22 protein-coding genes and 1 tRNA gene are annotated in these 22,039 nt (G+C 59.3%); 16 read left to right on the top strand and 7 right to left on the bottom strand.

Annotated features, from left to right (window positions below; genetic code table 11):
- The first annotated feature begins 103 nt into the window (after positions 1–103).
- The 6 genes from FHR22_RS03285 (at position 104) to FHR22_RS03260 (ending at position 5,823) form a co-directional block, all read left to right on the top strand.
- Positions 104–1,150 (top strand): rod shape-determining protein, encoded by a 1,047-nt coding sequence (locus FHR22_RS03285; RefSeq protein ID WP_166938898.1) that lies wholly within the window; start codon positions 104–106, stop codon positions 1,148–1,150.
- A 17-nt stretch (positions 1,151–1,167) separates the two neighbouring features.
- Entirely contained in the window at positions 1,168–2,067 is a 900-nt protein-coding gene (gene mreC, locus FHR22_RS03280; RefSeq protein ID WP_166938895.1) for a rod shape-determining protein MreC, read from the top strand.
- A complete protein-coding gene (locus FHR22_RS03275) occupies positions 2,064–2,585 on the top strand; it encodes a rod shape-determining protein MreD (RefSeq protein ID WP_166938892.1) in 522 nt (173 codons plus the stop codon). The genes mreC and FHR22_RS03275 overlap by 4 nt, the downstream gene beginning before the upstream one ends.
- Positions 2,586–2,595: 10 nt before the next feature.
- The gene (mrdA, locus tag FHR22_RS03270) at positions 2,596–4,521 is read left to right on the top strand and encodes a penicillin-binding protein 2 (protein WP_166938890.1); all 1,926 of its coding nucleotides are present in this window, start codon (positions 2,596–2,598) and stop codon (positions 4,519–4,521) included.
- A complete protein-coding gene (gene rodA, locus FHR22_RS03265) occupies positions 4,518–5,624 on the top strand; it encodes a rod shape-determining protein RodA (protein ID WP_166938887.1) in 1,107 nt (368 codons plus the stop codon). Before mrdA ends, rodA begins: the two co-directional genes overlap by 4 nt.
- Before the next feature lie 123 nt (positions 5,625–5,747).
- Positions 5,748–5,823, top strand: a tRNA-Lys gene (locus tag FHR22_RS03260).
- Between the two features lie 113 nt (positions 5,824–5,936).
- On the opposite strand, the gene FHR22_RS03255 is transcribed toward FHR22_RS03260, so the two are convergent.
- Positions 5,937–6,602, bottom strand: coding sequence for a hypothetical protein (locus FHR22_RS03255; RefSeq protein WP_166938885.1), 666 nt, complete (start codon positions 6,600–6,602; stop codon positions 5,937–5,939).
- 64 nt (positions 6,603–6,666) lie between these two features.
- Positions 6,667–6,891 carry a DUF2188 domain-containing protein gene (locus FHR22_RS03250; protein WP_166938883.1) on the bottom strand — a complete coding sequence of 75 codons (225 nt, stop codon included), beginning with the start codon at positions 6,889–6,891 and terminating at the stop codon, positions 6,667–6,669.
- A gap of 187 nt (positions 6,892–7,078) precedes the next feature.
- On the opposite strand from FHR22_RS03250, the gene FHR22_RS03245 reads away from it, so the two are divergent.
- The 7 genes from FHR22_RS03245 (at position 7,079) to FHR22_RS03215 (ending at position 15,421) form a co-directional block, all read left to right on the top strand.
- Entirely contained in the window at positions 7,079–7,645 is a 567-nt protein-coding gene (locus FHR22_RS03245) for a sigma-70 RNA polymerase sigma factor region 4 domain-containing protein (RefSeq protein ID WP_166938880.1), read from the top strand.
- Between the two features lie 62 nt (positions 7,646–7,707).
- Positions 7,708–8,073 carry a hypothetical protein gene (locus FHR22_RS03240; RefSeq protein ID WP_166938878.1) on the top strand — a complete coding sequence of 122 codons (366 nt, stop codon included), beginning with the start codon at positions 7,708–7,710 and terminating at the stop codon, positions 8,071–8,073.
- On the top strand, positions 8,070–8,834 hold the full coding sequence (locus FHR22_RS03235; RefSeq protein WP_208417468.1) for an ImmA/IrrE family metallo-endopeptidase: 765 nt from the start codon (positions 8,070–8,072) through the stop codon (positions 8,832–8,834). The genes FHR22_RS03240 and FHR22_RS03235 overlap by 4 nt, the downstream gene beginning before the upstream one ends.
- A 194-nt stretch (positions 8,835–9,028) precedes the next feature.
- Positions 9,029–10,600 carry a type I restriction-modification system subunit M gene (locus FHR22_RS03230; protein ID WP_166938876.1) on the top strand — a complete coding sequence of 524 codons (1,572 nt, stop codon included), beginning with the start codon at positions 9,029–9,031 and terminating at the stop codon, positions 10,598–10,600.
- Complete coding sequence (locus FHR22_RS03225) at positions 10,597–11,811, top strand: restriction endonuclease subunit S (RefSeq protein ID WP_166938873.1); 1,215 nt, start codon at positions 10,597–10,599, stop codon at positions 11,809–11,811. The genes FHR22_RS03230 and FHR22_RS03225 overlap by 4 nt, the downstream gene beginning before the upstream one ends.
- Positions 11,812–11,838: 27 nt before the next feature.
- Positions 11,839–12,549: an abortive infection family protein gene (locus FHR22_RS03220; RefSeq protein ID WP_166938871.1), complete on the top strand. Its 711-nt coding sequence runs from the start codon at positions 11,839–11,841 to the stop codon at positions 12,547–12,549.
- Complete coding sequence (locus FHR22_RS03215; protein ID WP_166938869.1) at positions 12,533–15,421, top strand: type I restriction endonuclease subunit R; 2,889 nt, start codon at positions 12,533–12,535, stop codon at positions 15,419–15,421. Before FHR22_RS03220 ends, FHR22_RS03215 begins: the two co-directional genes overlap by 17 nt.
- Here the strand turns inward: FHR22_RS03215 and FHR22_RS03210 are convergent.
- Positions 15,384–15,875, bottom strand: a complete 492-nt coding sequence (locus tag FHR22_RS03210) for a restriction endonuclease (RefSeq protein WP_208417467.1) — start codon at positions 15,873–15,875, stop codon at positions 15,384–15,386. The two genes, FHR22_RS03215 and FHR22_RS03210, sit on opposite strands and share 38 nt — an antisense overlap.
- Positions 15,876–15,879: 4 nt before the next feature.
- Here FHR22_RS03210 and FHR22_RS03205 point away from each other — a divergent pair, with 4 nt between their 5' ends.
- The gene (locus FHR22_RS03205; RefSeq protein WP_243853437.1) at positions 15,880–16,425 is read left to right on the top strand and encodes a restriction endonuclease; all 546 of its coding nucleotides are present in this window, start codon (positions 15,880–15,882) and stop codon (positions 16,423–16,425) included.
- Here the strand turns inward: FHR22_RS03205 and FHR22_RS22735 are convergent.
- Entirely contained in the window at positions 16,403–16,663 is a 261-nt protein-coding gene (locus FHR22_RS22735; RefSeq protein WP_425057410.1) for a DUF5818 domain-containing protein, read from the bottom strand. The genes FHR22_RS03205 and FHR22_RS22735 overlap by 23 nt on opposite strands.
- 119 nt (positions 16,664–16,782) lie before the next feature.
- Between FHR22_RS22735 and FHR22_RS03200 the strand changes: the two genes are divergently transcribed.
- Positions 16,783–17,007 carry a helix-turn-helix domain-containing protein gene (locus FHR22_RS03200; RefSeq protein ID WP_243853435.1) on the top strand — a complete coding sequence of 75 codons (225 nt, stop codon included), beginning with the start codon at positions 16,783–16,785 and terminating at the stop codon, positions 17,005–17,007.
- An 11-nt stretch (positions 17,008–17,018) separates the two neighbouring features.
- Here the strand turns inward: FHR22_RS03200 and FHR22_RS03195 are convergent, their stop codons facing one another.
- Both FHR22_RS03195 and FHR22_RS03190 read right to left on the bottom strand, forming a co-directional pair.
- Entirely contained in the window at positions 17,019–17,534 is a 516-nt protein-coding gene (locus FHR22_RS03195) for an Arm DNA-binding domain-containing protein (protein WP_166938866.1), read from the bottom strand.
- A 230-nt stretch (positions 17,535–17,764) separates the two neighbouring features.
- Positions 17,765–18,874, bottom strand: coding sequence for a Fic family protein (locus tag FHR22_RS03190; RefSeq protein ID WP_166938864.1), 1,110 nt, complete (start codon positions 18,872–18,874; stop codon positions 17,765–17,767).
- A 980-nt stretch (positions 18,875–19,854) separates the two neighbouring features.
- On the opposite strand from FHR22_RS03190, the gene FHR22_RS03185 reads away from it, so the two are divergent.
- A complete protein-coding gene (locus FHR22_RS03185) occupies positions 19,855–21,144 on the top strand; it encodes a DUF5690 family protein (protein ID WP_341786543.1) in 1,290 nt (429 codons plus the stop codon).
- A 15-nt stretch (positions 21,145–21,159) separates the two neighbouring features.
- Here FHR22_RS03185 and FHR22_RS03180 read toward each other — a convergent pair whose 3' ends face one another.
- A complete protein-coding gene (locus FHR22_RS03180; RefSeq protein WP_166938859.1) occupies positions 21,160–21,921 on the bottom strand; it encodes a UTRA domain-containing protein in 762 nt (253 codons plus the stop codon).
- Between the last annotated feature and the right edge of the window lie 118 nt (positions 21,922–22,039).

Below are 22,039 nucleotides of genomic sequence, written 5' to 3'. Positions count from 1 at the left end.
CCCCCAGATTTGGTCCTGCAGTCGGCACGGGAACGCGCAATTTTGACGACGGTGGTGCGGCCCGTTCGAACGCCGCGCTGTCGATGACAGGAAGCAGTAATCGATGTCCTTCTTTTCCCGCTGGTTCAAATTCAATTCCCAAGACATGGCGATCGACCTCGGCACCGCGAACACGGTGGTCTATGTGCGCGGCAAGGGCATCGTGCTGAACGAACCCTCGGTCGTCGCGGTCGAGACGTTGAACGGAATCAAGCGGGTCAAGGCGGTCGGCGATGACGCGAAGCTGATGATGGGCAAGACCCCCGACAGCATCGAGGCGATCCGTCCGCTGCGCGACGGCGTCATCGCCGACATCGACGTCGCCGAACAGATGATCAAGCACTTCATCACCAAGGTCCACGGCGGCAAGCCCAACGCATTCCGCAGCCCCGAAATCGTGATCTGTGTCCCCTCAGGCTCGACCAGCGTCGAACGCCGCGCGATCCGCGACGCCGCATCGAACGCCGGCGCCAGCGAAGTGTGGCTGATCGAGGAACCGATGGCGGCCGCGATCGGCGCCGACATGCCCGTGACCGAACCGATCGGCTCGATGGTCGTCGACATCGGCGGTGGCACCACCGAAGTCGCGGTGCTCTCGCTCCGCGGCCTCGCTTACACCACCTCGGTCCGCGCGGGCGGCGACAAGATGGACGAAGCGATCGTCTCTTATGTCCGCCGACACCATAATCTGCTGATCGGCGAAGCGACTGCCGAACGGATCAAGAAGGATTTCGGGATCGCCCGCATTCCGGCCGACGGCGTCGGGATGACGATCCACATCAAGGGCCGCGACCTCGTCAACGGCGTGCCCAAGGAAATCTCGATCAACCAGGCGCAGATCGCCGAAGCCCTGTCCGAACCGATCGGCACGATCGTCGAGGGGGTGCGGATCGCACTTGAGAACACCGCCCCCGAACTGGCCGCCGACATCGTCGACCAGGGCATCGTCCTGACCGGTGGCGGCGCTCTGATCGCCGAACTCGACGAACTGCTGCGCGACGCGACCGGCCTGCCCGTCACGGTCGCCGAGGATCCGCTGACCTGCGTCGCGATCGGCACCGGCCGCGCGATGGAAGACCCCGCCTTTCGCGGCGTGCTCCAGCAAGCCTGATCGGATAACGCTGCACCATGGCTCGCCCGGCACATCATCGTCCGGGGCAATCCCGAAAGGCCCAGTACAGCCTGTTCGCGGCCTATGTCATTGCGGTGACCGGGGCGGTGGCAGGGCTGTTGCTGGCGATCCTGTCGGTCGTTGATCCCGTCGGCTTCGCCCAATTGCGTGTAGCGAGCCAGGAAATCACCGCGCCCGTCGCGCGCGTGACACGATCGGTGACGGGGTCGATTTCGGGTATCGACGACAGCGTCGGCGCCTATGTCAGCGCCGGATCGCAAAACCGGCGGCTGCGCAAGGAATTGACCGAAACGCGCCGCAAGCTCGTCGCAACGAGTTCGCTGCAGGAAGAGAATCGCCAGCTGAAGGCGCTGCTGAAGTTGCAGGAAACCGACAAAAGCGCGCTCGCCAACGGCTACCTCCTCACCTCGACCTCGACGAGCAGCAAGCGGCTCGCGCTGCTCAGCCTCGGCCGCAACCTCGGCGTCATGGCGGGGCAGCCGGTGCGCGGCGCCGACGGGCTGATCGGCCGCGTGCTCTCCTCCGGCCCCTCGGTTTCGCAGGTGCTGCTGCTCACCGACGTCGACAATATCGTGCCGGTACGCCGCGCCAGCGACGGCCTGCCCGCGCTCGCCAACGGCCGTGGCAATGGCGACCTCGATATCCGGACGCTCAACATCGCCAACAACCCGTTCAAGCCCGGCGATATCCTCGTCACCTCGGGCACCGGCGGCCTCTATCCGCCGAACATCCCGGTCGCGATCGTGGTGCGGCGGCAGGACGACGGCGCGCTGGCACGCCCGCTGGCCGACCCCGGCAAGGTCGACGCGGTGTCGGTGCTGCGCCCCTATACGCCAGACAATATCGAGGCGCAGGCTATCCCTGCCCCAACCGCCCCGCCTGCCGGGACGCCATGAACCGGAAGGGTCCTCGCCTCGGCGAACCCGCGTCGCTGTGGCGGATGCGGGTGGTGCCGGTCGCGACCGTGATGGTCGCATCGGCGCTGCCGCTGACGCTGCCGCTGATCGCCAATTCGCCGGTGCTGCCACCGCTCGGACTGCTGTTTTTCCTGTGCTGGCAGCTTTTGCGCACCGAAATGTGGCCGGTGTGGGTCGGGCTGCCGCTCGGCCTGTGGGACGATCTGTTCAGCGGCGCGCCGATCGGCACCGCGGTCGGGCTGTGGACGCTGGCGAGCATCGCGATCGCTTATTCGTCGCAGCGCATCTATTGGCGCGGCTTTTTCCACGATTGGGCGATCGCAGCGCTGCTTGTCGCGATCATCCAGGCGCTCGCGGCGCTGATCGCCCACCCGCATGCCGCGCACGGCCATGTGCTGGGGCTCGTCGTGCCGCAGATCATCATCTCCGCCCTGCTCGTCCCGCTGTTCCTTCGCCTCACCGGCAAGTTTGACAATTTCCGCCTGAAACGCAGATAAACGCATAACGATGTTCCGCCGCAAGAACCCGCGCAAGAGTCCCCCGATCACCGAGGCATGGAGGGGGATCACCTTCACCCGCCGCGCGCTCGTCGTCGGCGGCGCGCAGGTCGCGGTCGGCACCGCGCTCGCGGCGCGCATGGCCTATATCTCGGTCATCGACAACGACCGCTATGTGCTTGAATCCGAAAGCAACCGCGTCAATCTGACGCTGGTGCCGCCGCGGCGCGGCTGGATCGTCGACCGCAACGGCAAGGCGCTCGCGAACAATCGCGTGTCCTTGCGCATCGACATCATTCCCGACCGGCTGCACAACAAGGAGCTGGTGCTGGGGCAATTGAAGACGCTGCTGCGGCTCGACGGCGACACGATGGAGCGCATCGAACGCGACCTCAAGGCCGCATCGGGATTCCAGCCGGTCGCGGTAGCCGAGGACATGACCGAGGCCGAATATTCATCGGTGCTCGTCCGCCTGCCCGACCTGCCGGGCATGGCGCCGCAGCGCGGCTTTGCGCGCAATTACCCGACCGGCGCCGCGGTCGGCCACCTGATCGGCTATGTCGGCGCTCCCAACGCCGAGGAATATGAGAAGGTCAGGGACCCGCTCTACATCACGCCGGGGTTCAAGATCGGCAAGGACGGGCTCGAGAAATATTTCCAGCCGATGTTGCGCGGCAAGCCCGGCGCCAAGCGGGTCGAGGTCACCGCGCGCGGCAAGGTGGTGCGCGAACTCAGCACCCAGGCCGACCAGCAGGGCAAGACCGTCCATCTGACGATCGACGCCGACCTGCAGGAATATGTCGCGCGGCGCATGGGGCGCGAATCGGGCGCGGCGATCGTCATCGATTGCCAGAACGGCGACATCCTCGCCTTCTGCTCGATGCCCAGTTTCGATCCCAACAGCTTTTCGGACGGGATCAGCAACAGCGAATATAGCTGGCTGCGCGCCGACGATCACCAGCCGCTGATCAACAAGGCAACGCGCGGCCTGTATCCGCCCGGATCGACGCTGAAGCCGATGGCCGCGATCGCCGCGATCGAACATGGCGTCGACCCCAGCGAGCGCCATACCTGCATCGGCGGCTATCGCCTCGGCAACCGCTTCTTCCGCTGCCTCGGCACGCACGGCAGCCTCGACATGCCGTCGGCGATCATGAAAAGCTGCAACAGCTATTTCTACTGGCTCGCGGACCGGCTGGGCTATGATGCGATCGCGCCGACCGCGCGTTTGATGGGGCTGGGCGAGGAATTCCAGCTCGCGGGCAGCAGCCAGCGTTACGGCACCATTCCCGACAGCGCGTGGAAGCTCAGGAAATACGACCAGAAATGGTCGGCTTCCGACTCGCTCAATGCCGTCATCGGCCAAGGCTATGTCAGCGTGAACCCGCTCCAGCTCGCAGTGATGGCGGCGCGGATCGCGTCGGGGCGCCGCCTCTATCCCCGCCTGATCAACCGCGAATTCAAGAATGAGCCGCTGCCCTTCTCGGCCGAAGCGCTCGCCACTGCGCGCCACGGGATGGACCTGGTCGTCAACGGCCCCGGCGGCACCGCCGGGCGCAGCCGCCTGCCGCTCGACGGCATCACCATGGCGGGCAAGACCGGCACCGCGCAGGTCCGCGGGCTCGGCACGGGCAACGGCAAGGGCGGTACGTGGAAATTCCGCGACCATGGCCTGTTCATCGGCTTCGCCCCGGTCGACAACCCGCGCTATGCGACCGCGGTGGTGATCGAGCATGGCATGGGCGGATCGCGCGCGGCGGCGCCGGTGGCCAAGGACTTCATGACCTTCCTGTTCGACCGCGAAAAGGCGATGGCAGCGCTGGAAGGTTTCGAGGCCGGCTGGGGCGGCACGATCAAGGACCGCATGGACCGCGACTATGCCGCGTGGAAAGCGGGCGCCACAACCAAGCCCGACCCGCCGGAGCCCGCCCCATGATTCCCGTCCCGCCCGCGATCCAGCGCTTCCCGTGGAAGCTGATGGCGCTGCTGTCGGCGATCACCGGTTTCGGGCTGCTCGTCCTCTATTCGGCGGCGGGCGGCAACTTCTCGCCATGGGCGCTCAATCAGGGCGTCCGCTTCCTCGTCTTCCTGAGCGTCGCGCTCGTCATCGGGCGCTTCCCGATGCGGATTTTCGAGGATTTCGCCTATCTGGGCTATATCGGTGTGCTGATCCTGCTCGTCGCGGTCGAACTGCTCGGTTTCGTCGGCGGAGGCAGCCAGCGATGGCTCAACCTCGGCTTCATGAACCTCCAGCCCTCGGAACTGATGAAGGTCGCGATCGTGCTCGCGCTCGCGCGCTTCTATACCCAGCTTCCTCCCGGGGAAACGCGCGGCTGGACCGCACTGTGGCCGGCGCTGGTCATGATCGGGCTGCCCGCGGCGCTCGTCATGCTGCAGCCCGACCTTGGCACCGCGCTGGCGATCTGCGCCAGCGGCGTGGTCGTGATGTTCATCGCGGGCCTGCCCTTCTGGTGGTTCGGCAGCGCCGCGCTCGCGGGTGCCGCGGCCCTGCCCGTCATCTTCTCGATGCTGCACGATTATCAGCAAAAGCGCATCCTGATCTTCCTCGACCCCGAAAGCGACCCGCTCGGCGCCGGATACCATATCAGCCAGTCGAAGATCGCGATCGGATCGGGCGGCATCGGCGGCAAGGGCTTCCTCAACGGGTCGCAAAGCCATCTCGATTACCTGCCCGAAGGCCACACCGACTTCATCTTCGCGACGATGGCGGAGGAATGGGGGCTGATCGGCGGGCTGGCGCTGCTCCTCGGCTTTTTCCTGCTGCTGCGCTGGTCGACGCGCGTCGCGCTGCGCGCCCGGACGCGCTTCGGCCAGCTCACCGCCGCGGGGCTGACGATGACGATCTTCTTCTACATCGCGATCAATCTGTCGATGGTGATGGGTATGGCGCCGGTGGTCGGCATTCCGCTGCCGCTGTTTTCCTATGGCGGGTCGTCGATGCTGACGATCATGACGTGCGTCGGCATCATATTGGCGATCGACAACGACAGCAAAACGGGCACCCGCCGCTTCCACTGACAAAAAACTTTCGAAAAACATGCCCAAGGCATTGCCATCCCCGCAACGCCATGATAGCGGGCCGCTCGCTTCGCAGCAAAGAGGCTCTCTCGATGCTGCCAGGCTGGCCGGAAAACGGCATGTGGACGCATAGCTCAGTTGGTAGAGCAGCTGACTCTTAATCAGCGGGTCCTTGGTTCGAGCCCAAGTGCGTCCACCATTTTTCAATGACTTAGAGGTAAGACAGCGACGGTGATCCGGCGCGGGGTCCCACTGGGGTATCAGAGCAAATTAGCGTTACGACGCTGCAAACCGGCGGACTGCTCAGCAAGCTCAAGGGTATTCGCGCCTGAGGATAGCGCGTTCATCCAGCGCAGCCGCGTATCTTTGGTGGAATTCATGCTCCTCGCTGCCAAGGAGCGAATGCCGATCGACCGAAAATGTCCGTCCTCTGATAACATCAAGGATGCGAATTTCCTCGACTGGAACGGTCGGCAATGCGCGAGACAGAAGCCATAACCCGAGACGTGCCGCGCTCTCTGAAAGAACTGGCTCGGGTGCAAAGTAGGGATAGACGACGTGTTCGACATCTAGCCCATCTCGCACGGTCAAAACGTTATCAACCTTCACCGTGGCGTCTAAGCCGGGAAAGGGAAAATGCGCTTTCAGCGAGCGCCCCAGACGGAACGGTTCGTTGGTCCAACGCCGCCGTTCATTCCACCAGGTCAAGAATCCAGCGCGCAATTGGGGGTAGAGGTTTGCACGCCGCCCGTTCGCTCCCACACGGTCATCGACCATAGTGTGTAAATCGGCTGTCCCGAAAACGTGGCTCTTGGCGTCAGCCCAGAAAGGAGCGTAGAAATCGCCTCCGCCTTCATCCTGCCCCGCTTCACGCGCGATCTCTTCACGGATGTCGGAGCGAAGTGCGGAACGGCGGGCGTTCGGCTCCGAGAAAAGGATTTTCAAGAGCTTGCGCAGGTGAATGCGATTCAAGGCCATCTCATTCTCCGAATACATACGATCATAGAAGAAGGGCCGCACCCTAAGATGCGGCCCAGCTCACTTAGCCTCGGGGAGGGAAAGGATCCCCACCAAAGCTATCGCGCTCGCGAATTTGGCCATTGCGGCCATGGATTAGCAGCTCGCTATGCTGGTTTTGCGCAATGCCGCGCGCCGCATCGATTGCCGCGCGCTGGGTGTCGAAGACCGAAGTCGCGCGGGTATTGCCTGCGCCACGGACTGCCCACCCATCTGCGTGCGGGACAACATGTTGGTTCTTGCCTGCCATGATCATTTCCTCCTTTCTCGCAATAGAGGGTAAGACGGCTTGCGACACCGCTCCCGATCGTCTTCATTGACGCTCATCGGGGTAGGCTAGGATTTCCAACATCCTCGGACATCGAAAATAATTATTGTTCGAATGTCTGAGCGGCGTTCTAAGCTAGCCTACTCAATGGAAGCCACGGCGGAGCTACGTGAACGGACCGACACTTGATCTCGCGGAAGCGCGGCAGGCGATCGAAGGCCTAACATCGGCTGACCTTCTCAGGCTGGAGAGGGCAGGCCGTATTTATGCATTGACCGCAGGTTGCGACGCGAGCGACCTGCTCAGCGAAGCCATCTGCCAAACCATTGAAGGCAACCGGAACTGCCCGCGCGAAATGGCGATCATGCCGTTTTTGGTGGGTGTGATGCGTAGCCGTGCGTGGGCGAGCAAGCAGAAAGCAAGCCTTTTGCCCGAATTGGTCTCAATGCATACGGCCACTGATAGCGGACAGGCATATTACGAGCCAGCTACGCCGGAGCCGCACGCCGAGCAAACGGCCTTGGCAAAGGAAGATGCAGCGGCGCGGCGCGATGCGCTGGAGGTATTATTTGCCGACGACGAGCAGGCGACCTTGTTTCTGTGGGCGGATTTAGAAGAATTGTCGAAGGAGGAAATCATGGTCATGAACGATCTCGACATCACGGCCTATGCGACCATTCGGCGGCGTATGCGTCGTAAAATAAATGCCGCATTCCCGAACGGTTGGGTTTCGTGAGCGGGTCGGATCGCACAGGTCCGTGCCTTGATCGCTTAGCGGACGAACTCGTTGCGGACGTGATGAGACTCTCGGACACCGAGTTGCTGGCGGAGATCGAGGCGGAGGGATTGGACCCGCAAAAAGAAGCTGTGCGACTTCGCGCTATGGTTGCGGTCGCCACGGCGCAGAGCGGAAAGACGCGCCTTGTTGCAGCGCGCGCCGAAATCGATCGCTCTGCCATGTCGGCCCGGACCAATATTCATCGGCTTCCATTGAGAGATCGGGCGGCTGTCTTGGCGCGCTTCGCGAATGACGATGCCAAACTGAAAAGTCGGCTGACCATGGCAGCTCGAAACGGCGACGGAATCACTGAGCAGGAGATGGATTCGATCTTGGCCGACTTGAGAGAGTTAGGAGCTATCGATGAGGACGGGAATCCGATTTGAGAGGACTGAGTGTAGCCGAGCATGTTTTGCAGTCTTTCGGTGTCACTAACCCGGAAGAAATAGACATAGAGGCGATCGCCTGGGCTTTGGGCGCAAAGGTTCGATACGACGCACTAGAGAGCTGCGAAGCGCGGATAATAGGGTTCAAGGATCGTGCGATTATCACGGTGAAAGACGACGGAGACCCGCGCCGTCGTCGCTTTTCGATCGCGCACGAACTCGGGCATTGGCAACATCACCGCGGCCGATCGTCGATTTGCCGAGCGAGCGAAATTGGAACCCCCGGGCAGGCTGGCGCGTCGATCGAGCGCCAAGCTGATAACTATGCAGCAGACCTCCTCATGCCAGCATACCTCTTTCGGCCTCTTTCCGCTCAATTTCCGAAGCCGACATTCGAGGCAATCGACGCCTTGGCGACCACCTTCTCTACAAGTCGATTGGCGACCGCGCTCCGCTTTATCGACCTCAGCCCTTGGCCCTGTGTCATCGTTTGCCATGGCCCAAACGGCCGACGCTGGTTTCGCCGCAATCGCGCCGTACCGGACCATTGGTTTCCAAAAAACGACTTGGACCCTGAGTCCGCCGCCATGGACATCCTGTTTGGGGGGATAGAGAGGGCAGTGCCAACCATCATTGGCGCAGACGCTTGGTTCGATCGGTGGAATGCAGATCGGTTTGAATTGCGAGAGGAGTGCGTCAAGGCCTTCGGTAACGACGTGCTGGCCCTGCTCACTCTAACTGATGCCCGAATGCTGGAATGAAGCCCCCCACAGGTTAATTGCCTGAACTCGTCCTGTGGTGGCTGAACGGTCCCTCCCCGCCCGGCGCTTCCAAACCGATTCATATCTGAACGGCCCGCCCCCGTTGCCTCAGCGCCGTGACCGTCACAAAATCGGTGCATCAGTTCCCGTCTCGTTCTAGGAAGGCGATCGATGCAACGGGGAATCACGGTCGGATGACGGAAGCGCAAAAGAGGGAACTGGAGAAAGCGCTTTGGGGGATTGCGAACGACCTGCGCGGCAAGATGGATGCCGACGAATTCCGCGACTACATTCTGGGGTTCATTTTCTATAAGTACCTTTCGGAGCGGATAAATCTCTATGCGGATGGCATTCTAGAACCGGACGATATCCGCTTTGCGGACATCCAAGAAGGCACCCCCGAAGGTGACGAGGTTCTTGAAGCCGTCAGGTCTGAGGCGATTGATGAGCTGGGCTATTTTCTGAAGCCGTCGGAGCTGTTTGCGTCGATCGCCGATCGTGGGAGCCGCAAAGGCAACAACTTCATCCTCGACGACCTGGCCCGCATTCTGGAGAATATCCAGAAATCGACGATGGGCAGCGCGAGCGAGGAGGATTTCAACCACCTGTTCGAGGATATGGACCTCAACTCGACCAAGCTCGGGCGGCAAGTCAGCGACCGCAACGATCTCGTTGCCAAAATCCTCACCCACCTCAACCGGCTCGATTTCCACCTGCACGATGCAGACAGCGATTTGCTGGGCGACGCCTATGAATATCTGATCGGCAAATTTGCCAGCGGCGCGGGCAAGAAAGCGGGCGAATTTTATACCCCGCAACAGGTCTCGACGATCCTTGCGCGAATCGTGACGATCGGAAAGACGCGCCTCCAAAGCGTTTACGATCCGACATGCGGTTCGGGATCGCTATTGCTTCGCGTCGCGCGCGAAGTCGGCATGCGGCAAGTTGGCGGGTTCTTCGGGCAGGAACTCAACCGCACGACCTACAACCTCGCGCGGATGAACATGATTCTGCACGGTGTGCATTACCGCAAATTCGATTTGAAGCAGGAGGACACGCTAGAACGCCCGCAGCATGATGGGAAATTCGAGGCAGTCGTCGCCAACCCGCCATTCAGTGCAAACTGGAGCGCGAATCCACATTTTTCGACTGACGACCGGTTTAGCACCTATGGTCGCCTTGCCCCGTCGTCGAAGGCCGATTTCGCTTTTGTGCTGCATATGATCCACCATCTGGCGGACAATGGTACAATGGCCGTCATCCTGCCGCATGGCGCGCTGTTTCGTGGAGGGGCGGAGGGCGAAATCCGCAAAATCCTGATCGCCGAGCGAAATTATCTCGATGCAGTGATCGGCCTGCCCGCCAACATCTTCTACGGCACCAGCATTCCGACCTGTGTGCTGGTATTCAAGAAGTGCCGCGAAAATCCCGACGACATTCTGTTCATCGACGCAAGCGGCAGCGAGCATTTTGAAAAGGTGAAGAACCAGAACATTCTACGAGACGAGGATATCGCAAAGATCGTTGAGACCTATCGCGCGCGGACAGGTGAGGACCGTTACAGTCACGTTGCGCCAATGAACGAAATCTCTGCAAACGACTATAACCTCAATATCCCACGTTATGTTGATACGTTTCATGTAGAAGATGAAATTGACCTAGAAGCCGTTCTTGCTGAGTTAAAGTCAGTCGATGTCGAGCTGACAGATGTGGATGCTAAATTTGCGACCTATTGCGCCGAACTTGGGCTGGAACTGCCCTCGTGACTCCGAAGCTGCGTTTTCCTGAGTTTGTCGGCGACTGGAAAATCGCTCGGCTTGGCGATTTTTTTACGTTCAAAAACGGCGTCAACGCTGACAAATCGATGTATGGGAGCGGACGGAAGTTTATCAACGTGATGGACGTGATCGCCGATACACCTATCACGCACGACGCCATAATCGGATCGGTCGAGATATCGGACAACGAGTTCGCAAAGAACAAAGTCGTTTACGGTGACGTCCTTTTTCAGCGCAGTTCGGAAACGCGCGAAGAGGTTGGGCAATCCAACATCTATATCGATCAACAACCCGCCACTTTTGGCGGCTTTGTAATCCGTGGACACCCGAAACAGGCAATAGACCCTTATTATTTCGACGCATTGCTGAAGACTGCACCGGTCCGAAAGGACATGACCAGTCGAAGCGGTGGCAGCATCCGTTATAATATCGGGCAAGAATCGCTCGACGCCGTTTCGGTTTGCGTTGCGCCCGATCTCGCCGAGCAACGAAAGATCGCGGCGTTTCTAAGTGCGGTAGATGCACGGATCGACTTGCTACGGCGGCGGCGGGTTGCGCTGGAACGGTATAAAAAGGGCCTCATGCAGCGTATCTTTGCCCAGACCCTCCGCTTCAAACGCGACGATGGAACCGCCTTTCCTGATTGGGTGGAAAAGCGATTGGGTGAAATTGCTCAAATCGTCGGTGGTGGCACTCCCGACACAACCGAGCCGTCCTATTGGGACGGTGATATTCCATGGTTTACGCCAACCGAGATAAAATCAAAATACCTCGACGATAGCGAGCGCAAGTTGACGCTGGCGGGGCTAAACCAATCTTCTGCGAAATTACTGCCCATCGGCACGTTGCTGCTTTCGACGCGCGCCAATGTCGGCGACGTCGGCATTGCCAGAAAAGAATGTTCGACCAATCAGGGCTTTCAAGCGATGATCGTAAAGCCTGAGCACGATAATGAATTCTGGTATTATTGGGCCGTGTTTCACAAAAGGAAATTTCTGCGCTGGGCCGCAGGATCGACCTTCTTGGAAATCAATAAGACGGAGGTTTCAAAGATCGTTGCGACCATGCCCCATCCCGATGAGCAGCGCAAAATTGCCGCTTTCCTAAGTACGGTTGATGACAGAATCGGCGCGGTGTCCGCCAAGATCCGCGCGATGCAGGCCTTCAAAAAAGGCCTGTTGCAGCAGATGTTCGTTTAGGGTCGGCGGGTGCAAAGATCGTCGAAGTTGATCAAAGCGAACCAGGCGCAATTCCCCGATTGCGTCTACTACCTGCCGCTGTTTGGAAAAGCGCGTCGCAACATCGCTGTCCATCCCGATATCTGTATCGAGACTTGCAAGGCGCTATTGGAGGGGATCGCCAAGACCATCATCCTTGGCCTCGACGCGGCCGCAACGCGCGACGATCTCAACAAAAAGGAGGTTGAGCCGCTGGTTAAGTGGGCGGCTAAACTGCTGCGCGCTAATGATGACATTATCGAGGATCATTTCGTCAACCGCGTGGGCGGTCTAGCGCATTCGCTTGGCGCGCTTCGCAACGCGCGTGGCGATATATCGCATGGCAAGGCTGCCCCAAAGGTCGAAGAAAGCGACAGAGACTTTGCGCGGCTGTGCCTTCAGATGACCGACGCTGTCGCGTTCTACATGCTGCAATCGTATTTCGCCCGAACCGCGCCAACGGTGCCGACCGACGTCGCTGAGGACGATGCGGACCAACCCGATTTGCTACCGGGCGGGATTCCAGACACGCCGTATGACGACAACCCCGACTTCAACGAGGAGCTGGACCGACAGTACCCGCTCGACGGCAAGCTGCTCTACAGCGACGCACTTTATCGCCTTTATTATGAAGACTATTTGATCGAGCTAGAGGCCTACATCGACGCCCAGCGCGAAGCCCAAAATAGCGAAGGGGGCGACGATGGCGACGCAGACTGAGGCCCAACTTGAAGACAGCCTGATCGACCGCTTGGCAGCGCGCGGGTGGGACCGCGTGACCCTGCAAAACGAGGCTGCGCTGATTGCCAATCTCAAGGTGCAGCTCGAAGCCCACAACGCCGGTCGCTTGAACGGTGTGACGTTGACCGACGCAGAATTTGCGCGCGTGCTGAATCATCTCGACAAGGGCAATGTCTTCGATCGCGCCAAGACGCTGCGCGATCGGTTCGGCCTGATCCGAGAGGATGGCAGCACTTGCTATATCGAATTCATGAACACCCGCGAATGGTGTCAAAACCGCTATCAGGTGACGAACCAGATTGCGCAGGATGGAGCGTTCAAGAACCGCTACGACGTGACCCTGCTTGTGAACGGCTTGCCGCTGATCCAGATCGAGCTGAAACGGCGCGGGCTTGAGCTGAAAGAGGCGTTCAATCAGGTCAACCGCTATCACCGACACAGCTACACAACTGGTCGCGGACTTTTCCAATATATACAGATTTTTGTCATCTCGAATGGCGTCAACACGCGCTATTACGCCAACAACCGCAAGCAGAGCTTCAAACAAACGTTCACTTGGAGCGGAATCGACAACACGCCGCTGAACCAGCTTAGCGACTTTGCCGAAGCTTTCCTCGATAAGTGCCACGTCTCGAAGATGATCGCTAAATACACGGTGCTGCATGAGGGCGACAAGCAGCTTATGGTCCTGCGCCCATATCAGTTTTACGCGGTTGAGGCGCTGATAGATCGGGTAAAGAACAGTACCAAGGGCGGCTACGTCTGGCACACGACGGGATCAGGCAAGACGCTGACGAGCTTCAAGGCGTCGCAGATTCTGACCGAAATGCCTGACGTTGCGAAAGTCGTGTTCGTCGTCGATCGCGCCGACCTAGACTACCAGACGACCCGCGAGTTCAATGCCTACAGCGAAGGCAGCGTTGACGGGACTCACAACACCAACACTCTCGTGCGTCAGTTCACCGACGACAGCACGCCGCTGATTGTGACGACCATCCAGAAGTTGAACGTAGCGATATCCAAGGCGCAGTTTCTGGAACGGATGGAACCGCTGCGCGGACGGCGGATCGTGTTCATCTTCGACGAATGCCATCGCTCGCAATTCGGCGAAACGCATAAGCGCATCACCAGCTTTTTCACCAACTTCCAGATGTTCGGCTTCACCGGCACCCCTATCCTTGAGGTCAACGCCAACCGCAGCGAGGCGATTGCCCGGACGACGAAGGATTTGTTCGGCGAATGCCTGCACCGGTACGTTATCACCGATGCAATTCGCGACGAAAACGTCTTGCGATTTTCGGTCGAATATTGGGGCAAATTGCGTCGGCGCGACGGCAGTCTGATTGACGAAAAAGTCGCAGGCATCGACACGAAGGAGTTCTTTGAGAATCCTGATCGCATCGAGGGGGTAGTCGACTGGATCGTCGCCAACCACAGTCGCAAAACCCATGAGCACGATTTCACGGCAATCCTTGCGGTCGGCAGTGTCGATGCGTTGACACAATATTATGAGTTCTTCCGCGCCAAGCGAGAGGCTGGCCTTCACGATTTGCGGGTCGCTACCATCTTCACGTTTGCCGCGAATGAAGACGACAAGGATGCCAACGGGCTTATCGCGGAACCCGAATTCGATATTGCCACCGATACCCCAACCCACCGCCACACCCGCGACAAGCTGGAAAGTTACATCGCGGACTACAACGCGATGTTCGGCACCAGCTTCACAACCCGAGACGGCCAGGGTTTTTACAACTATTACAAGGACATCGGGAAACGCATCAAAGAGCGCGAACGCGAAAGCTTCAACGATAAGGATCGTGTCGATATCCTGTTGGTCGTCGCGATGTTTTTGACCGGCTTCGACGCAAAGAAGGTCAACACACTCTACGTCGATAAAAACCTGAAATATCATGGTCTCATTCAGGCCTATTCTCGAACCAACCGCATCCTCAACGAGGTCAAGTCGCAAGGCAATATCGTCGCGTTTCGCAACCTAAAAAAGGCAACGGATGAAGCCGTAGCTTTATTCGCTGACAAGTATGCCAGCGAAACGATCCTCATCGAACCTTACGAGGATCAAGTTACCAAGTTCAATGATGCGGTTGCTCTGCTACTGGCCATAACCCCAACGGTTGATAGCATAGATGCGCTAGCAGATGAGAATGAGCGCCTGAGATTCGTTCGTGCATTCCGCCAGCTTGCTCGCATCAAAAATGTGTTAGATGTCTTTGCGCAATTCAACTGGGCAGACCTCGCAATTGACTCTCAAACGTTCGATGACTTCAAAAGCAAGTACCTCGATATTCATGATCAAACGCGCAAGCAGGATGAGGGAGATGCTGTCTCGATCATAAACGACATCGATTTTGAACTGGAATTGATCCGGCAGGACAAAATCAATGTCGCCTATATTCTTCAGCTTCTGAACGACGCCAACGCGGCCCCTGGGCAAGCGGCTGACCGAACCAAGCGGATCGCCGACGTTTTGGACATTGTGTCATCGGAACCATCTTTGCGGAGTAAGCGCGAACTGATTGAGAAATTTATTGAGCAAAACATGCCTCAAATTGGCAAGGGCGATAATGTCGAAGCTGTGTTCCGTTCGTACTGGGAAGTTGAGCGCGAAGATGCATTGGACGCGCTTTGCGCTTCAGAGGGAATTGACCGTAAGCAACTCGACCATCTTATTGAGCTGTATAACTTCACAGGACAGGCGCCACCGCGTGAAGACGTAGTAGATGCGTTGACAGTCAAGCCAAGAATTCTTGAGCGTCGGAAAATCATTGATCGGATCATTGATCGAATGACGACCATTATAAAAACCTTTGAAAACGACACGGGCGACATTTGATGGCAGACCGCACGATTTCCAGCGCCGCAAGAAACTCGTCGGCGTTAGTCGCCACCTTGAACAGTGTGAGCGCCGAGCCGATTTCATTGAGCGCGCTCTGGCTGAAGTCGGCGCGCGGGATGTGCTTGAGCCATTTGACAGCACGGCGGTGCGGGCAATCGAACGGTGCCTGCGCTTGGTAGAGATAGGGGCCATCAACCACGCCGATGTTAACCATCCGGTCGGGCTTAGATGGGAAGATGACGATATCGCCGGGTTTCATTTCCACAAGAAAGCGAAAGGGGACACCCGCCGACGTGCGGACCTTGCCCAGCCCAGCATCGGGATAAGCGCGTTCATATTCGGCTTTGAATGCGTCGCGCGTCGGCTTGATGAGGGACAGGTCGCCCATTTCGTGCCAGCCGATTGCGATATAGCCCTGCTCAATCGGAGCAAGTCCGTGATCGCGGCGCATATGAATGCCCCAAGGCGAAGCCTTTGAACCTGCGGATATAGACGAAGCGAGTGCAGAACGGGTTTCCGAACAGGTGGAGGAAACGACCGAGGACTTCATCATCAAGCGCCTGAAGACATCACAGACACCCTATCAATTTGAGCATTTCATCGCGCACTTGCTAAAGTGCATGGGCTATTACTCGCGGGTTACGCAGGCATCGGCGGATGGCGGGGTGGACATAATCGCGCACCGGGACGAACTCGGCTTCGAACCGCCCATCATCAAGGTGCAATGCAAGCAAATTCTGTCCACCATCGGCCGCCCGGATGTGCAAAAGCTGTTCGGCGCGATTGAGCGGGAGGAAAAAGGCCTGTTCGTGACGCTCGGTTCGTTTTCGGCCGATGCACGAACCTTTGAGCAGACCAAGCCGAACTTGCGACTGATCGACGGGGCGGCATTAATCGAATTGATCTACGAGCATTACCACCAGTTTGAGCCGCGCTATCAGATGTTGCTGCCTCTGAAACGCTCATACATCCCCGGCCCTATCGCTTCCGCCAGCGATTGAACCAAGCCGTCCAGCTTTGTTCAGGTGGCCATTCTTCCCCTTCGCGTTTGATACGCACGACCTCTAGCCGGTTGAAACCAGTTCGAACGCCCTCGATCACGACCGAACAATCGACGTGCCGCACGACATGGCGATCCGGCTCAAGCTCCCATTCGCCGCCACCATGAACCGCGAGGATGAAGCGGCGCGGCTCATGGCGCACGATCCCCTCAACCGTATGAAGTGTGCCTAACGGCATTGGTCTGTTTGGCGATGCATAGCCACCTCTCGCTGTAGTCGATAAGTGACATCGATAAGAAAATGGCGGCGCTCTGGCAAAGTGAATTGTAACCGATCGTCTGTAGACTGATTGGCTACATGACGGTCCATGTCGCAGTGATGGATATTCGGGAACGTCTTGCGAGAAACCTGCGCCTGCTACGGCAGGAAAAGGGCTGGTCGCAGGAAGCATTCGCGGACGAGGCCGGATTGCACCGCACCTACATCAGCGACCTTGAACGGGGCGCGCGCAACCCGACTATCACCGTAGTGGACAAGCTAGCTGCGGCCTTGGGTGTAACGCCGGGGCGGCTGCTCGATTAGGGCCAGGGCACCTACCCCAAGCCACAGTATTTCGCTGAATAGCCAGCTTGAGAGGCACGGAGCCGCCTTCCGCAGAGCCGGAGGCTGGGCCTGAGACCGAACGGTTTCGGATGTATGATGCCGTCCGAGATGCAGGAGGAATTCATGGGCGGCATTGGATCGGGTGCGCGGCGATCAACGCATGTTGGCAATGTTGAGGAAGTGCTGGCGCTCGACATTCGCGTTTTGCGGCGGCTGGGCGTCGTTCGCCCCGGCGAATGCATACGCTTCGTGGGATCGACGCCTTCATCCACCTGACGAAGAAGATCGTTCGCTTTTCCTCGTGCGGTTGCCAGTGACATTCGCGGATAAACGCCGAGCTTCATCCGCTTCTGTTTCAGCCCGTATCGGAACTTGATGTAGAAGGTTTTACGGCCCGATCGCTCAACGCGAAGCGTCATTCCCGGGCAGCGTAAATCGTGAAACTCTTGTCGCTTCGGTCCCGCCTTCACGGCTTCGATCGTTTTGTCTGTAAGTGCTTTTTGCATGTGCCATCCTTTCGAATGACACCTCAATAATCATGGAAATCCGGCGATCTCAAAGGAATTCCCGGTGCGCGGAGGACCTGCATCGGGAAAGTTCAGCCCAGCGCGATATGGCTATGCCGCCATGTGACCGGGGGGTGTTTCAGACCAACGTCTCGGGACGACGTTCGGACCAAGTGGCGTGCGACTGTTCTGGGATTTTGCGGTCTCACGAAATCGAATGCCGCCGATCCTCACTCAATATCCACGTTGAGATTGTAGCGCGCGTAACGCCGTTCGCCGGTACGTCTTAGCGCGTTGAGTTCGACTAATTCGGCGAGATCGCGGGTCGTCGTGGCTGATGTCGCATCGGTGATCGTTTGATAGTTGCGAGCACTGAGCCCACCCACGAAGCCGTCCGGCCCTTCGGCGAACATGCGCAGAAGGGCCTTTTCCTGTCTCATATTGATCCGACCGTTCAACCGATCGAACATGCGGGCTTTCTCGATAAGGAATCGGATGCGTGTGATCGTCCGCGCCTGAGCCTCAAGAACGATATTGGCGAACCATTCTAACCAAGCGTCGATCTCGTTTGTCTCGCTCGCGCGATGCAACTCCATGTAATAGGCCTTGCGATGCCGATGGATCGCCTCGGCAAGTGCGGTCAGCGTCGGCGCCTCTAGAGCCTGTGCCAGCGCCTTTTCCGCAATGGCTCGGCCGATACGCCCATTGCCGTCCTCGAACGGATGGATCGATTCAAACCATAGGTGTGCAATCCCTGCCCGTGTGATCGCTGCAAGCGGCGTGGTGCCGTTGGGTGCGCTGTCGTTGAACCACTGAACGAACGCCTGCATCTCTGCCGGTACTTGCTCCGATGATGGCGCTTCATAGTGGACCTGCGGCGCGTGAAGCGGGCCAGACACGATTTGCATCGGATCGGCGTGCGTCCGGTAGGCACCGATGTCTTTGATGTCTCTTCGGCCATGCATCAGCATTTTATGCCAATCGAACAACTGCTGATCGGTCAGCGGCCGGGCGTAGCTCTGGTACAAGTCCACCATGAGCTCAGCGGCGCCAGCCTCTGCCGCATTGGCCCGGCGCTCCGGGGCAGCGAAGCCGAGTTGCTTTGCGACCGACGACTGCACGCTGGCACGGTCGAGCACTTCACCCTCGATCGCGGAGCTATCGACCGTTTCCTGCGAGATGATCTCGATCGTTAAGCCGCGCTGGGCCTCGCCATCGAGATGATGCATGGTGCCGACGACAACACCGGCCCCTTTAAGGAACTGCGTTTCCGCCGAGCGCAAACGCGCCGCATCATATCGGAAATTTGGCCATTCCGGCCGTTGCCAGTTCCAGCGCATGATCGATCAGCCACCTTTCTATCGATCACAATATCGGCATAAATTGATTTATAAAACATCTTTCTATCGATCATGAGTCTGCGTGAGATTTAGCCGCCCGAGCGCGTGGGATTTACCCTGACTTCGAACGCACACCGCGATACGACATTGCTGACCGCTCGAGCCTTTTCCGCTCGCGGGGCCTATCCTCCTTCGCTCTGATACCCGGAAAAACGACGATCTTCCGCTGGGGTCCCAAGGGGGTATCGGACGACTAAAATTGAATGCTCGGACGTGAGACGATATGCTCGGAAATCAGCAGGTCCAAGATACGGTTTCGTGCGCTCCGTGGGTCACAATGACGCAAAATGAATAGCAATAACAAGAGCTTAAGCCACGCTCTTAATCAGCGGGTCCTAGGTTCGAGCCCTAAAAAAAAGTGCGTCCACCATTTTCTTCCAGAAAAAACCACTTAGCGCAAGTCTAGCGCGTCAGTGCCGGCCGGCGCCGCGCGCCTTCTAGCGTATTTCTAACCGCGTCCTCACCGCTCATCGATCGGAGTTCATGAGCACGCCTCGGCTAGTTCTGGCTGTGGTCGCTCGTTCCACAGTGCGGCGGTGCTCAGAACTGAGCCCCGCGCAACCCGATGCTGCTACCGGCGGGTTCACCGTCAGCGAGCATACCCGAATATGAATGGGGCGATACGCAAGGACTCAAGACCATGTCGATCAGGACCATGTTACGCGGATTGCGATAATCCAGGTCATTTCTTATGATTGCTGGCGGGTAGCGGCCGGTCGGCTTGCGAGCCAGCGGTGAAGCGGCCCTGGTTTGATATCCGACGGATTTCGCCCTGTTCGCGGTCGCATCGTTCGAATGAACAACCACGGTGCCGGATATCGAAAATCGGCTCGTCCGTCACAAATTTGTCCGAGAACTGGTCCATACCAGTTTGAGATCAGCCATCCGGCTGCGATCGTCTTCATCTCGGGACCATGTTCGTGCGCCGCTTCACCTCTTTGATCGCGCGATGGCCCGCGCCGCTCTTTGCGACTTTCGCCGGGCTTGCCGGTTTTTTCGCCTATTTTTCGATGTATGCGTTCCGCAAGCCCTTTGCCGCGGCGACCTATGTCGACGTTGCGGGATGGAGCATCGCGGTCGATTACAAGACGGCGCTCCTGATCGCCCAAGTTTGCGGTTATGCGCTGTCGAAGATGATCGGCATCCGGGTCATCGCCGAAATCGGCCGCAAGGGACGCGCCATCGCCATCGTCGGGCTGATCGGCATGTCGTGGCTGGCGCTCATCCTCTTCGCGCTGCTGCCCGCGCCGTGGAACGTCGCCTGCCTGTTTCTGAATGGCCTGCCGCTCGGCATGATCTGGGGCCTTGTGTTCAGCTATCTTGAGGGACGGCGAACGTCGGAGGTGATGGGCGCATTATTATGTGCCAGCTTCATCCTTTCTTCCGGGGTCGTGAAGAGTGTTGCCGTCCTGCTCATGCAGGCGGGCGTCAGCGACGTCTGGATGCCCGCGGCCACCGGCGGCCTGTTCATCCCGCTGTTGCTGATATCGGTCTGGGCGCTCGAAATGCTGCCCCCGCCCGACCGGCGCGACGAGGCGGAGCGTGCGGTTCGCAAGCCGATGTTGCGGGCGGACCGTGCCGCCTTCCTGCGCGATCACGGCATGGCGATGCTCCTCCTCGTACTGGGATATGTGCTGCTGACCGCGCTGCGCGATTTCCGCGACAATTTCGCGGCAGAGATCTGGATCGGGCTCGGCTTTGGCGGCGAAGCATCGGTGTTTTCCCAGAGCGAGATTCCGGTGGCGGTTATTGCCCTGGCCGCGCTCGGATCGCTGATGCTGGTGCGCGACAATCTGCGCGCGCTGCTCGCGATGCATGGCATCATCATCATCGGCGCGCTGTTGCTCGGGCTTTCGACGCTGGCCTTCCAGGCGCACTGGCTGACGCCGCTCGACTGGATGATCCTGACCGGCGCCGGACTGTACCTCGCCTACACGCCGTTCAATGCGATGCTGTTCGACCGGATGATCGCCGCGATCGGGAAAGCGGGCAATGCGGGTTTTCTGATCTATATCGCCGATGCGTCCGGTTACGCCGGCAGCGTTGCGCTGCTCCTCTATCGCAGCATCGCCGCCCCGGCGATGGACTGGCTGGGCTTCTATATCCTCTGTGCCTATGCCACCGCGGTCATCGTTGGCCTGTTGACGATCTGCTCGGCGCTCTCCTTCGTTCGAAAGGGGCGCCGCGGCACCGCCATCGCCGGAAGCTGAGGATCCGTCAGTCCGTCAGCACCGGACGACGAGGTCGACATGGACGCGAATCGCGTCGTGCCGCCAATATTCCTGGTCATATTCGACGACCCGCCCGCTGGTGTCGAAGCTGGTGCGGACGACGAGCAGTCCCGGTGTTCCCGATTTGACGCCCAGTGCATCCGCCGCCTCGCGGGTCAGCGCACAGGGGCGCATGTCGACCCGGTTGCGCGCCACCGTCACGTTGTAATGCGTCGTCAATATGTGCGTCAGCGACCCGTCGAGCGAATGCGAAAGCAGCCCGGGCGCGAGCGCGGGATCGACGGTAATCCGTTCGACCAGCACCGGGCGTCCGTCGATCGAACGCAGCCGCGTGATCAGGTGGAGCGGGGTCCCCGGCGCGACGCGGAAGATATCCGCGACCGCCGAGCTGGCCGGCAGGTTTTCCTTGCCGATCGTCGATGTCGCCGGCGTCCTGCCCTGTTCGGCGACATAGGTCATGAACCCCGCCCAGCGCGTCGGGTCATAGGTGACCGCGGGCGGCGACACGTACCAGCCGCTGCGGTCGCGGCGATAGATCAGTCCTTCGGCTTCAAGCTGGAACAATGCTTCGCGGATCGTGCCGCGCGCGGCGCCCGACCCCGTCTGCAATTGCCTTTCGGACGGCAGTTTCGCGCCCGGCTCCAGCTTGCCCATCTCGATGCTGAGCGCGATCTGGTTGCGGATCGCGAGATATTGCGGACCGTCTGCCGCATCCGCCGTGCTGGTCCAGGAAGTGAAGTCGGCTGTTTTTGGCATCATACGCCTGATCGGAGGAGAGGAGGAACGGAAAGCGGAGGAAGGCGGCTTGGCCATGTCATGACAGGCCCTGCCCGCGCCGGTCAAGAAGCAGGAAAGGCGCGGGACGGCCGATCCG

It is taken from the genome of Sphingopyxis panaciterrae (genome assembly GCF_011762125.1).
Taxonomy (GTDB): domain Bacteria; phylum Pseudomonadota; class Alphaproteobacteria; order Sphingomonadales; family Sphingomonadaceae; genus Sphingopyxis; species Sphingopyxis panaciterrae.
The sequence above is the reverse complement of the archived record's forward strand: the minus strand, read 5'-3'. Positions and strand labels throughout refer to the sequence as shown.